Origin of the sequence: Mitsuokella jalaludinii, assembly GCF_928722185.1 — a bacterium.
GTDB lineage: Bacteria > Bacillota > Negativicutes > Selenomonadales > Selenomonadaceae > Mitsuokella > Mitsuokella jalaludinii.
The window spans coordinates 2,014,274-2,027,248 of record NZ_CAKMXA010000001.1 but is presented as its reverse complement, the minus strand read 5'-3'; the positions used below and the strand labels follow the sequence as shown (position 1 = coordinate 2,027,248).

Annotated in this window: 9 protein-coding genes and 1 tRNA gene; 1 reads left to right on the top strand and 9 read right to left on the bottom strand. The window is 58.9% G+C overall.

The window, feature by feature from the left end; genetic code table 11:
- Positions 1-22: 22 nt before the first annotated feature.
- The 9 genes from QDI87_RS09455 to deoC form a co-directional block, all read right to left on the bottom strand.
- Positions 23-178, bottom strand: coding sequence for a hypothetical protein (locus QDI87_RS09455; RefSeq protein ID WP_182405968.1), 156 nt, complete (start codon positions 176-178; stop codon positions 23-25).
- On the bottom strand, positions 151-990 hold the full coding sequence (locus tag QDI87_RS09450) for a MurR/RpiR family transcriptional regulator (RefSeq protein ID WP_270528541.1): 840 nt from the start codon (positions 988-990) through the stop codon (positions 151-153). The genes QDI87_RS09455 and QDI87_RS09450 overlap by 28 nt, the downstream gene beginning before the upstream one ends.
- Positions 987-2,891: a DNA polymerase III subunit gamma/tau gene (dnaX, locus tag QDI87_RS09445; protein ID WP_278743136.1), complete on the bottom strand. Its 1,905-nt coding sequence runs from the start codon at positions 2,889-2,891 to the stop codon at positions 987-989. The genes QDI87_RS09450 and dnaX overlap by 4 nt, the downstream gene beginning before the upstream one ends.
- Before the next feature lie 680 nt (positions 2,892-3,571).
- A tRNA-Ser gene (locus QDI87_RS09440) sits at positions 3,572-3,663 on the bottom strand.
- A gap of 160 nt (positions 3,664-3,823) precedes the next feature.
- Entirely contained in the window at positions 3,824-5,023 is a 1,200-nt protein-coding gene (locus QDI87_RS09435; protein WP_036376339.1) for a NupC/NupG family nucleoside CNT transporter, read from the bottom strand.
- Between the two features lie 85 nt (positions 5,024-5,108).
- Positions 5,109-5,495 carry a cytidine deaminase gene (locus QDI87_RS09430; protein ID WP_036376337.1) on the bottom strand — a complete coding sequence of 129 codons (387 nt, stop codon included), beginning with the start codon at positions 5,493-5,495 and terminating at the stop codon, positions 5,109-5,111.
- A gap of 20 nt (positions 5,496-5,515) precedes the next feature.
- On the bottom strand, positions 5,516-6,838 hold the full coding sequence (locus QDI87_RS09425; protein WP_278743123.1) for a pyrimidine-nucleoside phosphorylase: 1,323 nt from the start codon (positions 6,836-6,838) through the stop codon (positions 5,516-5,518).
- 69 nt (positions 6,839-6,907) lie between these two features.
- Complete coding sequence (locus tag QDI87_RS09420) at positions 6,908-8,086, bottom strand: phosphopentomutase (protein ID WP_055161119.1); 1,179 nt, start codon at positions 8,084-8,086, stop codon at positions 6,908-6,910.
- A 48-nt stretch (positions 8,087-8,134) separates the two neighbouring features.
- Complete coding sequence (deoC, locus tag QDI87_RS09415) at positions 8,135-8,788, bottom strand: deoxyribose-phosphate aldolase (RefSeq protein ID WP_278743118.1); 654 nt, start codon at positions 8,786-8,788, stop codon at positions 8,135-8,137.
- Between the two features lie 290 nt (positions 8,789-9,078).
- On the opposite strand from deoC, the gene QDI87_RS09410 reads away from it, so the two are divergent.
- Positions 9,079-12,906, top strand: a complete 3,828-nt coding sequence (locus tag QDI87_RS09410) for an EAL domain-containing protein (RefSeq protein ID WP_278743116.1) — start codon at positions 9,079-9,081, stop codon at positions 12,904-12,906.
- Positions 12,907-12,975: the final 69 nt, after the last annotated feature.

Here is a 12,975-nt window from a genome sequence, read left to right as displayed (position 1 = left end):
CCGGGGTTCCATTCCCCGTTCCTCACTGTGTCTTCACTATACCATCTGCCACAATCGCGTTCAATAAATCGAAATCAATAGGAAACGAGGTTCCAGAAAAGAGCATAAAAAAAACAGCGTCGTGAAACGCTGTTTCATATTCACCGATACTCAATAATGGAAGTGCTGGCTGAGCCATGACTCCTTCTCCTGCGCATTGTGGAAGTCGACGCGCGTCATGAGCACGGCGAACAGGACATCCATGACATACTTAGCGCCCATGAGGAAGACGCGCGGGCCGAGCTCTTCCATCGTCTTGACGGAGGCCACGGGGAAGGCGACGTCGGCGAGCGAACCGAGCGTCGAGTCCTTCTTGCCCGTAATCAGCAGGACGGGGTTGCCGCGCATCTTCAGCAGGCGTGCGATGTCAATGAGCATGCGGTTCTCGCCCGTGCGGCTGATCAGGAAGCCGACGTGGTCCTTGGGCGCCCCCGTCGCCTGCAAATACTGCATCGTCATGGCAGGATGCACCGTCGAGCACTTGTTGGCCATGATGAAGCCGGAAGCCGCCATGTTCGCAATATCGAGGTTGTTGTCCATCGCGTAGAAATCGATGTGCGCGGTCTTCGACAGGATGGCGAAGGCCCGGACGAAGTCGGCGGGGTCCAGCATGCGATACGTCTCCTGCATGGCGTCGATCTCGAGGCGCGTGACCTTCTCGAGGATGGAGTGGACGGAATCGCGGTCCGTCATGGAAAGCTCCATGCCACACGGACTCTCGATGTACTGGATCATCTGCGCGAGGAACTCGACGCGGAACTCCGTGTAGCCGCCAAAGCCGAGCTTCTGGCAGAAGCGCACGATGGCAGCAGAGCTCGTGTACGTCTTCTGGGCCAGCTGGCGCGTCGTCATGCTCGGCAGCAGACGGGAGTGCTTCAACAGGTAATCGGCAATCGTCCGCTCTGAATCGGAAAATCCTTTTTTCTCTTGCAATTCCTTGATGAGGTTCATTCGTCTTCCTCCGTCGGCAGTGGCACGTCGCTGTCTTCTGGCAGGGGGATGGCGCCGTCCCCGTAGATGTCGGCACCATCGTCTGGTATTGGTGCGTCTTCCTGCGGCGCGTCAACCATCGCCATGCCGTCCACACCGACGACATTGGCACCGAATACGTCAAAGGCTTTCTTGAGTGAAGCGCGCTCGTCGGGCGCGACTTCCTCGAGGATGGCGGCAGGCTCAGGCTTCTTCGCTGCCATCTCGCGCTTTGGCTCTGGCTTCGGCACGGCGGCAGGGCGCGGACGCGGCGGCGTCCTCATCGGCGCATCTTCACCCGAGCAGACGAGGCGCAGTTCGCGACCCGTGAGTTCCTGCAGGATGCGCTCGATGGTCTTGCGGTAATTGCGCATGACAAGCGAGGCCATGAGGCCGCTCTGCATGCGCATGTGGAACTGGCTGGCCGTCAGCCCCATGAAGCGGGCATTCTGGATGCAGGCGAGTATTGGCGCCTTGTGCTGGTCGCGAAGCGCCTGGAATAGCTTGTTCCAGACCTGGAGCCCTGCTTCGTCAACAGAGGCGGGTTCCTCGGCCACGGCTGCCGCTGCCGGAGCGGCGGCCGGCACGGCAGGCGGCACCGTAGATGGCATGCTCGCAGCAGGAGCCGCTGAGGCAGGCTGGACGCGCCCCGCGCCTGCTGTCGCCTGCTTGAGCAGGGCTGTGACCTCGGCGAGCGCGGCCTCGAGCTTGGCGATGCGCGCCTCGTCGGCAGGATTGCGCGCGACGGCCTGCTGCACCTGGCCTGCTGGCTGCTCCTCTCTCTCTCCCTGCGAGGCGAGCTCAGGCCGACAGAGTTCCATCAGCGCGACCTCGACAGTGATGCGCGGCTGTGGCGACCACTTCATCTCCGTCATCGCCTCGTGCAGGCGCGCAATCATGCGCGGCAGGACATCGGGCACAAAGAGCTTGCCCTGCTGCTGCAGAACGTCCTGCGGCTCGGCGTAGAGATCCATCGCCTCGACCGTGCCGGCTGCCTGGAAGATCATGAGGCTGCGCAGGTGCAGCGAGAGCTCAGAGAGGACCTGCTTGAGGTCCTTGCCGTCACGCAGGAGCTCCGCGAGAATCTGTAAAACATCCTGCACATTGCGTGCGGCGAGCGCCTTCGTCATCTTGTAGATCCAGTCGTGGCCGACGAGGCCGAGGATCTGGCGCACGCGCTCCGCTGTAATGGTGCCGTCTGCAAGCGCTGCGCACTGGTCGAGGATGGAGAGCGCATCGCGCATGCCGCCGTCAGCCTGGATGGCAATCATAGAGAGTGCCTCATCCTCAGCCTCCATCTTCATCTCCTTGGCAATGTAGCGCAGGCGGCTCTCGATCTCCCCAACAGTGATGCGCTTGAAGTCGTAGCGCTGGCAGCGCGACTGGATTGTCGGCGGCACTTTATGAGCTTCTGTTGTCGCGAGGATAAAGACGACGTGCGCGGGCGGCTCCTCGAGCGTCTTGAGGAGCGCATTGAACGCCTCCGTCGTCAGCATGTGGACCTCATCGATGATGTAGACCTTATAGCGGCCGTCGACCGGCGCGAACTTGACCGTCTCGCGCAGGTCGCGGATCTCGTCGATGCCACGGTTGGATGCCGCATCAATCTCGAAGACGTCCATCGAGGAGCCCTCTGTGATCTTGCGGCACTGCTCGCACTGCCCGCAGGGCTCCGGTGTCGGCCCGTGCTCGCAGTTGAGCGCCTTCGCGAGGATCTTCGCCGTACTCGTCTTGCCCGTGCCGCGCGGGCCGGCAAAGAGGTACGCATGGCCGATGTGGCCGCTCGTAATGGCATTTGCCAGCGTCCGGCTGATATGCTCCTGCCCCACGAGGTCCTTGAACGTCTGCGGCCTCCACTTCCGATACAGCGCAATATACGCCATCGCAATCCCTCTCCTCTCTTAATAGTTCCCACAATCTATTTCGCAGACATCGCAGGTCTGAGGCCCAGCTGGAGACGGCTGGGGACGGCTGACCAACGCTTCGCGCGATGTTTACCGAATCTTCTTCTCTTCAAACAAGCCGCCATGGAAGGGTATCCAACGTTCCGCGCAGCAGGCTGAAGCTCCACTTATGGATACCCTTCCATGGCTCAAGGCCGAGCACCGATGAGCATACAGCAGCACTGCTCGGGCCGCCGGGGATGGATGACCATAAGAGGAGCCTTGACGCGCTGCGTGAAGAACGGATTTTTTGGCCCACGAAAATCCTTTCGAAAGAGCGTCGTTCAAACGAAGTGCGTTCAGCGCTTTCGGAAGGATGCGTTGAAAGGCAAAAAATCTGTTTAGCAGCGCGTCACCGCGGAGCGTTGGTCAGCCATCCCCGGCGGCCTCCTTCATCGGCGCCTCGCCTCTTCGAACAATAATGATATCATTATAGTAAAAAAGCAGCCGTTTCTGGCTGCTCTCCATCCTTTTCCACGTCGAACCGCAGTTCCCAGGCGACCTTGCGGCACATGGAACGATTCGCTTAACGCTGCTTCCTTCCGGACCTGACGTGGTTCACGAGGCTCCATTGCGCAAGACCCAGGCACTGCGGCCCGACCTGAAAAAGGATATAAAAATGGCGGAGAGTGAGAGATTCGAACTCTCGATACAGGTTTCCCCGTATACACGCTTTCCAGGCGTGCTCCTTCAACCACTCGGACAACTCTCCACAATGCTCTACTATAAGAAGCTATTCAGTTTTGTTGCCCTGCTGCGTGATTGCCGCCTGCAACGATATATATCTTACCATCCCATCTTTCTCCTGTCAACACCTTTTTATCTTTTTTCATAAAAAATCTCCGCAGAAAAATCTGCGGAGATTCTTTGTATTACCAGATGAAGAGACCGGCAAGTCCTGCGGACAAGAGCGAGACGAGGATACCCGAGAGCAGCATGTAGCCGACGTTGCGGGAGATCAGGTCGTTCTTGTTGTCGTCGACGAGGCCCTTGAAGCAGCCGATGATCATGCCGAGCGTCGAGAAGTTGGCAAACGACGTGATGAAGACCGTCAGCACGCCCTGCATGTGGCGGCTGTAGGTGCTCAGGAGATCCTGTACGCTGAGCATGACGACAAACTCATTCGTGACGAGCTTCGTGCCCATGTACTGGGCCATCGCGAAGGCTTCCGTCGAATCGAGGCCGAGCAGCCAGGCAAACGGGAACATGATGCAGCCGAGGATGTTCTCGAGCGTGATGGCCGGATGGATCAGCACGAGCAGCATGTCGATGAGCTTCGCGAGTGCGACAAACGCGATGACATTCGCGCAGATGATCAGGACCAGCTTGCCGGCGCCGAGAATGGAGTTGCCGAGGAACGAGAAGAACGGCTCGCGCTCCTTGCCGCCGTCATCGAGACGGGCGACGGTATCCTCTTCCTCCGTGATCTTGACCGGATGCAGCAAGTTCGTGACAATCAGCGCATTGATGACGTTCAAGGGCACTGCCGTCAGGATGAACTCGGCCGGCATCATCTTCGTGTAGACGCCGATCAGGGCGGCTGTGACGCAACTCATGGACATCATGGCGAGCGTCAGACAGCGGTCAGCCTTCATGCGCTTGAGCTGGAGGCTTGAGACGGCCAGCGCCTCGGTGTTGCCGAGGAACATCATCTCGATGGCGAAGAAGGACTCGAACTTCGGTTCGTGCGTGAGGAAGGCCAGTGCCTTGCCGATCCACTTGATGACAAATGGCAGCAGGCCGATGTACGTCAGGATATCGAAGAGCGGCACGACGAGGAGGATCGGCAGCAGGGCCGAGGTGAAGAAGTTCATCTGCGGCACGTGGACCCAATCCGGGAACGCGAAGGCGATGCCCTCGTAGGCGACGCTGACGAGCCAGGTGAAGCCTGCGGCTGCGCCCTGGACGATGTCGCGGCCAATCGGGAAGGAGGTCAGGAACCAGGCGATGAAGACGTTGAGCGCGAGCAGCGAGCCGACGCCGCGCCAGTGGATGTCCTTGCGCTTCTTTGAGAGAAGCACGCCGACGGCTAGGAAGACCAGCACGCCGATGAGATTGATGACGAAATACATAAAGTCTCTCCTATTCTTTTGCTGAAATGAGATCGTCGCGGCCACCGACCAAAAAGAGACACGTGACCGACTTTTCCATTATATATCAGAGGTCATTATCCGTAAAGGCAAACGGGAGGATTTCCGCGAGTGTCGCCACCTGCACGGCTCCCTTGAGGTTTGCCATGATGATGCGCGGGATCTTGAATTCGCTGATGGCCTGGCGGCACATGCCGCACGGTGAGCACGGGCCCGGCGTGTCGGCGACGATCGCGATGGCCGCGAACTCCCGGTATCCCTCGGAGACGGCCTTGAAGATGGCCGTACGCTCCGCGCAGTTCGTGACGGGATAGCTGGCGTTCTCGATGTTGCAGCCGCCGAAGACCTTGCCGTCTTTCGTCAGCACGGCTGCACCGACCTTGAAGTGCGAGTAGGCCGCATAGGCGCGCTCGCGATAGGCTTTCGCCACTTCGATGAGTTCCTGATCCGTCATTTCTCTTCCCTCTTTCCGTATCAATACTTCTCGACTTTGTCTTTCTCGACGCGCGCATAGACGAGCGGCTCTTTTGCGGGCTGGACGTCGCCGATGGCGATGGCATCGCGGTACATCTTCTCGGCGTCAGCAAGAGCCGACTCCTTCGAGGTGTAGAGTGTGACGAGCGTGTCGCCTTCCTTGACTTCGTCGCCGTACTTCTTGTGCAGGATGAGGCCTGCCGAGAAGTCGATATCGCTCTCCTTCGTCTCGCGGCCAGCGCCGAGCACGACGGACGTCTCGCCGATCTCCTCGGCGTTCATCTTCGTAATGAAGCCCGAACGCTCAGCCTTGATCTCGGCGCGGTACGGTGCCTGCTGGAACTTCGTGTAATCGCGCAGGACGCTGTCGTCGCCGCCCTGGGCGCGGACCATCGTGCAGAACGTCTCGAAGGCACTGCCGTCAGCAATCGACTGCTCGGCCATTGCGCGGCATTCTTCCGGCGTGCCCTTGCCAACGAGGTAGAGCATGTTGGCGGCGAGCTGCAGCGATACCTCGCGCAGGTCGGCCGGACCCTTGCCCTTGAGGACGTCCATCGACTCCATGACCTCGATGCTGTTGCCGATGCCGTAGCCGAGCGGCGTGTCCATGTCGGTGATCAGGGCGACCGTGCGGCGGCCGGCGAGCTCGCCGATGGTGACCATCGTCTGCGCGAGCTTGATGGAGTCATCGAGCGTCTTCATGAAGGCACCGCTGCCCGTCTTGACATCGAGCAGGATGCAGTCGGAGCCGGCGGCGAGCTTCTTGCTCATGATCGACGAGGCAATCAGCGGGATGCAGTCGACTGTCGCCGTGACATCGCGCAGCGCGTAGAGCTTCTTGTCGGCCGGCGCGAGGTTGCCCGACTGTCCGATGACGCTGACGCCGCACTTGTTGACCGTGTCGAAGAACTTCTCGCGCGAGAGCGCCGTCTGGTAGCCCGGGATCGACTCGAGCTTGTCGACTGTGCCGCCCGTGTGGCCGAGGCCGCGGCCGCTCATCTTGGCGACCTTACCGCCGCAGGCCGCGACAATCGGCGCGCAAATCAGCGTCGTCTTGTCGCCGACACCGCCCGTCGAGTGCTTGTCGACCTTCTTGCCCGCGATGGCCGAGAGGTCAATCATGTCGCCAGACTTGGCCATGACCTTCGTGAGCTCCGTGATCTCGTGATCCGTCATGCCCTGGAACCAGATGGCCATGAGCATTGCCGACATCTGGTAGTCGGGGATATCCCCCTTGACATACCCGTCGATCATATAGGTGATTTCAGCGTCCGTCAGGACTTCTCCGTGCTTCTTCTTCGTGATTAGATCGTACATGCGCATAATAATATTCCCCTTATTCGATATATTTTGATTTATTCCCCTCTACACCTCCCCGAAGGGAGGTGTGTATCATCCGATGATGCGCGGCAGCAGGCTCTCGCCCTTCGTGTAGAGGTCTGCACCGAACATGTCCGAGATCGTCGCACCGATCATCGCAAACGTCGGATACGTGCCGAGATTGAGTCCCGCCTTGACGTGCTTGCCGTACATCAGGAGCGGCACGTACTCGCGCGTGTGATCCGTGCCCGGAGCGCCCGGATCGCAGCCGTGGTCCGCCGTGATCATGAGGATGTCGTCGTCCTTCATCTTCGCCATGAATTCGCCGAGCTGGCGGTCAAAGACGGTCGCTGCCTTCGCGTAGCCATCGATATTGCGGCGATGGCCGTACTGCATGTCGAAGTCGACGAGGTTGACAAACGCGAGCCCCGTGAAATCCTCATCCATGAGCTTCAGTGTCTTCTCCATGCCGTCCTCGTTGTTCTTGTTGATGCCGAGCGTGCGGCTGATGCTGCGGCCCGCGAAGATATCGGAGATCTTGCCGACGCCGATCGTCGCGAGTCCCTTGCGCACGAGCGCATCCATCATCGTGTCCCCCGTCGGGTCGAGCGAGAAGTCATGGCGGCGCGACGTGCGCGTGTAGTTCGGATATTCGCCGACATACGGGCGCGCGATGATGCGGCCGACGCCATGCTCACCCTGCATGATCTTGCGCGCCATGCGGCAGTAGTCGTAGAGCTGCTCAACCGGCACATCGTCCTCGTGCGCCGCAATCTGCAGCACGCTGTCAGCCGATGTGTAGACAATGAGCGCTCCCGTCTCCTTCTGCTCGCGGCCGTAATCGTGGATGACCTGCGTGCCTGAATACGGCTTGTTGCAGATGATCTTGCGGCCGAACGCCTTCTCAAGCTCGGCGATGACTTCCGGCGGGAAGCCGTCCGGATACGTCGGCATCGGGCGCTCCGAGACGATGCCCGCAATCTCCCAGTGGCCCGTCGTCGTATCCTTGCCGCGCGAGAGCTCGCGCAGGCGGGCAAAGGCGCCGATTGGCTGAGCCTCCGGCGTGCCGCAGCCGACACCGTCGATGTTGAAGAGGCCGATTTTCTTCATATTCGGCGTATCATACTCCTTCGACGCGACGATGGAGCGCAGCGTGTTGCAGTCGCCGTCGCCGAATTCCTTCGCATCCGGCTCCGCGCCGATGCCGAAGCTGTCGAGAACAATGATGAATGCGCGCTTGAATGCCTGCATGTCTGTCATTCCTTTCTACAATATATCCTGAACAACCGAGTCTATCAATCAGAGCTCATCCTTGAGGACACTGACTGCCGCACTGGCGCCGAGGCGCGTGCAGCCCGCTTCGAGGAACGCTTCCATCTCCTCGCGCGTGTGGATGCCGCCCGCAGCCTTCATCTGCACCTTCGGGCCGATGTGCTTCTTGAAGCAGTCGATATCCGAGAGCTTTGCTCCTGCCGAGCCGAAGCCCGTCGACGTCTTGATGAAGTCCGCACCGCCGTCCGTCACGCAGTGGCAGGCTGCGACCATCTCATCTTCCGTCAGGAAGCAAGTCTCGACGATGACCTTGAGCACGCGCTCGCCGCAGAGCTTCTTGAGCGCGCGGATCTCGTCGGTCACATAGTCCGTCTCACCGGCCTTGAGCATGCCGATATTGATGACCATGTCGATCTCCTGCGCGCCGTCCGCGAGCGCCTGTGCCGTCTCCGCGATCTTTGCTGCCGTATTGCAGTTGCCGTTCGGGAAGCCGACGACCGTCGCGACCTTCAGCGTGTCCCCATATTCAGCCACAATGCGCGGCACATAAGCCGACGGCACCATGACCGTCGCCGTGTGGTACTTCACCGCCTCATCGCAGATGCGCTGGATATCGGCCCAGGTCGCCGTCTGCTTCAGGAGCGTGTGGTCTACGTGTGCCAGGATCTCTTCTGCTTTCATGATAAATCCTCCTAATCATCAGGTCAATGCATAAGCTCTGACGTTCTGTTCACTCTGTTTACAATCGTCAGATTTCTTCTGTCAGGCTATCGCTTGTTCTTGTTTCTATTGTAATCAATACCAAACGAAATGAAAAGGACATCTGTCTTAAAAGATGGTCCTGCTCCAAAAATCTCGTCTCGTCCTAAAAAAGACAGAGCAAATTGTTCTGCACCCCCCCGAAAAATGATATAATGGTATAAAATAATAGCTAGAACGTGATACCTATATCGGGGAAGGGGTACACAACATTGGACAACACCATACTCGACTACATTGTGAGTCATTTCAAAGAGGCTCTGCGCAGCGGCTGCATCACCGTCTGCTACGAGCCTGTCTTACGTGCCTTAACGGGCAAGATCTGCGCCTTTGAGGCGCTGGCACGCTGGCACGATCCAGAATACGGGGACATCGCCCCGCACGACTTCATACCCGTGCTCGAAGCACACGACAAGGTCCACCTGCTCGACTACTTCGTCACCAAGGTGACCATGCAGAATCTCCACACGCGCCGACGACAGAAACTGCCGATCGTGCCGGTCATACTCAACTTGTCGCGCCGCGACTTTCTCGTGTCGGACCCTGTCCGGGTTCTCAATCACCTGACCGAGAAGTACCAGGTGCCGCACGCTTATCTGCAGATCGAGATCACAGAGACGGCCTTTGTCGAGGATGAGGCCATCATCGCGCAGGCCATATCACGTCTGCGTCAAGAAAGCTACAGCGTCACGCTCGACAACTTCGGCGAGGGCCATTCCTCGCTTGCTGCACTGCAGCGCAGCGCCATCGATGAGATCAGTCTCGATGGCATCTTCTTCGATAATTTTACAGAGGCAACACGGCAGCTGCTGACATCCATCCTGCTCATGGCCAAGACACTCGGTATCCACACGGCCGCTGAAGGCGTTCAGACTGAAGAGCAGGCTGACTTCCTGCGCCGCATCGGTTGCGAGAAGATGCAGGGGCCGATCTGCCGCACGATGGCGCGCCCTCTGGAAGAGGGTGCGCTTTCGAAGCCGTACCGCTTCGAAACGCGGCTCGAGCAGCAAATCTTCCACCGGGCAGGCCTGACAAACCTTGTGACCGACACGCCTACCGCCTTATTCTCAGACGACGGGAACCATCTGCATATCCTCACCGCCAACGCAAACTACCAGAATATGCTGCGCCTCAGCCATTTTGACAGCCTCCAGGAAGCAAACAAGCTCCTGCTCGAATTGCCACAAGTCATCCATGTGAGACTGCGCGCGCTGGCCGATGCGACCATCCGCAGCCACCAGATGGAGACAGAGCTTTTCATCAGCAACGGCCGCTACTTCTATCTCAAACTGCACAACATCGCCGGCACGAACGGCTTCTACATCCACCGCGCGGAGCTGCAATTCCTGCAACAGGGACAGGAATCCTCCACGGACGAAGAGTACGACCACATCGTGCGCCACCTCATGCGGTTCTACCACGACATCTACCTCATCGACAATCAGCAGAACCGCATCGAGATCATCACAGCGAGTATCTCATCAAAGAGAGCGGGCAGCCATCTGCAGGGCATCATGACCGCGTTCATGCGATTTGCCAGACTGCACATCCACCAGGATGACCAAAGGCGCTTCCTGCAGTACATCCACGACCTTGCACAAGGGAATCAGATACCTCTTGCCTCGACAAAGTTTGACCTCTTCCGCGTCAAGGTGCCAAATGGCAGCTTCCATTGGACCAATTTCAGCCTCACGTCATTCCAGTATAACGATCATCCCTGCCAGCTGCTCTGCCTGCGCGACTTTGTCTTCGAGGAACTGACAGACCGCGACAGGCTCATCAACACGGTCATGGCCTCCTACGGTTTCACGACCTTGCCGGAGGACCCGGAACGCCAGATCACGGATGCCGCCCTCTGGCGGACGTTGACGCAGTTCTCGAGCCGCAAGCTCTTCTGGAAGGACAGAGATGGCCACTTTTGCGGCGCAAGCCCGGCTTTCCTGCGCTACTACGGCATCCAGAACATCAATGAGCTCATCGGCAAGTCCGACCGCGACCTCGGCTGGCACCTCTCCGACACTTACATGGACCAGGGCGAAATGACCGTCCTGCAGAAGGGCGAGCCCATCCACAACGGCCACGGCCGCTGCATCGCACGCGGCCGCCAGCACGCCATCTCGTTCTCAAAATATCCCATCTATCAGGGAACCGAGATTGTCGGACTCCTCGGCGAATTCCGCGATGTCGAGGAAGAGCGCAGCTACCACCAGCTGCAGCGCAAGCTCTACCTCATCGATGAGGAGACCGACCTCTACAACTATCGCGGCATGATTCTCGCGAGCGTCGAATTCGCCGACAATCTGCGCCAAAACAAGGTCGGCTATGTCGGCGCCATGTTCGTCGTGCCGGAGTTTGCCTCATTTGCCAAGCTCTACGGCGATTCCATTCGGCACGCAGCGATGAAGCGCATCTGCGCCATCATCAAAAAGACCATGCCAGCAACCACGGTCATCGCTCATACGGGCAGCGGTGTCTTCGTGCTGTTCCTCAAGGGGCAAACCGTCGGCACCATGCGCACCTTCATCGAGCAGATCCAGGCGGAGCTCACCACCATCACAGAGATTGAGGGCTTCACCTGTCACTTCTCGGTGCGCTACGCCCTCGAGTCCGGCTCCGAAGCCCGCAGTTCCGATGAATTCCTCCAGATCCTCTCCTCGCGCTGTTTCGACTACATGCCGTCGTTCGGCGTCACGGGCATGATCCACGATCAGATTCCCTTTGACCTCGAGAAATTCGACCACACCAACCGTCTCATCTACATCGCAGACCCGGAGACGTACGACCTCCTCTACGCCAACCCCGCCCAGCTCCTGCACAGCCAACAGCCGCCCGACTGCCAGTACGCCGGACAGAAATGCTACCGGCTGATTGCGGGCTTATCCGCGCCGTGCAGCACCTGCCCGAAGGACAAGCTGCGCCGTGACCGCTTCCATTTCCGCCAATTCCACTCCATGCGCACCAGCAAGGACTACCTCATCTGGAACACGCTGATCTCCTGGGAGAATCGCAGCTGTATCTTCTCCGACAGCCTTGATGTCGAGCACATGCTTGCCATCTACGCAAATGGCAGACTGACAACGAGAGATGACATCTCCATCAATGACATCACGAGCCTCGCCATACAGGAAGAAGACCCGAATGTCGGCATCCTGCGCATGATGGAAAAGCTCGGGCGCACGCTCAAGGCCACGCATGTCGTCCTGATGGAAGAGGAGTCCGACGGCTTCCATCTAAGCTGTACGTACGAATGGCATCCAGATGACGCCACACCGCTGCGCCAGCGCCTGCAGCACATCACTATTCTCGAGAACAAAGCGTTCTACAACGCATTCCACAGCAGTCCCGTCCTGCTCGTCGACAATGCCGCAGCCTATCAGAAGCGCCACCCCGAGATCCAGGCCATCCACCAGACGGAGTGGCAGCGCTACGCCATCGGCCAGCTCACGATTGAGCACCGCTCGCTCGGCTACATCGCCATCATCAATCCGGCCAAAGACCGCTTCACGGCCATCGCCAAGCCGCTGCACACCGTCCTGCGCGTCACCTCCATCATGATGCGCAACCGCGACAACATCAAGAAACTGCACGCGATCAGCACGATCGACCAGCTCACGGGCGTCGGCAATCGCCGCGCCCTGACGGACTTCATCGCCAATCGCCTGCATCCGGGAAGCATGTACGCCATCTTCTTCATCGATGTCAACGGCCTCAAGAAGATGAACGACACCTTCGGCCACGCGCGCGGCGATCTCCTGATCCAGACCATTGCCTACGTCCTCTCGAACATCGCCGGCAAGGACCACATCTTCCGGCTCGGCGGCGACGAATTCCTCGCGCTCATGCCCTGCCGCAGCGATGAAGAGGCCATCATCATCATCGACCGCATCGAGCAGAGCATGCACATACACCACTGCAGCGCCGCCATCGGCTACGTCCTCTGCCTCGCCCCCTTCAGCGACCTTGACGCCATCATCCACGAAGCAGATGAGAAGATGTACCGGGACAAGAAAAAGAAGCATATGTGCCGCGAAGACGAATGATCCGCCTATGTTGCGGCAATAAAAAATCAGCTCCATGACCTGGAGCTGATTTTTTATTGCAGGATAATC

What these genes read in the sequence shown, in the direction of transcription:
- QDI87_RS09455 (WP_182405968.1), bottom strand. Translation starts at nt 178, where the DNA reads ATGGCTCAGCCAGCACTTCCATTATTGAGTATCGGTGAATATGAAACA.
- QDI87_RS09450 (WP_270528541.1), bottom strand. Translation starts at nt 990, where the DNA reads ATGAACCTCATCAAGGAATTGCAAGAGAAAAAAGGATTTTCCGATTCA.
- dnaX (WP_278743136.1), bottom strand. Translation starts at nt 2,891, where the DNA reads ATGGCGTATATTGCGCTGTATCGGAAGTGGAGGCCGCAGACGTTCAAG.
- QDI87_RS09435 (WP_036376339.1), bottom strand. Translation starts at nt 5,023, where the DNA reads ATGTATTTCGTCATCAATCTCATCGGCGTGCTGGTCTTCCTAGCCGTC.
- QDI87_RS09430 (WP_036376337.1), bottom strand. Translation starts at nt 5,495, where the DNA reads ATGACGGATCAGGAACTCATCGAAGTGGCGAAAGCCTATCGCGAGCGC.
- QDI87_RS09425 (WP_278743123.1), bottom strand. Translation starts at nt 6,838, where the DNA reads ATGCGCATGTACGATCTAATCACGAAGAAGAAGCACGGAGAAGTCCTG.
- QDI87_RS09420 (WP_055161119.1), bottom strand. Translation starts at nt 8,086, where the DNA reads ATGCAGGCATTCAAGCGCGCATTCATCATTGTTCTCGACAGCTTCGGC.
- deoC (WP_278743118.1), bottom strand. Translation starts at nt 8,788, where the DNA reads ATGAAAGCAGAAGAGATCCTGGCACACGTAGACCACACGCTCCTGAAG.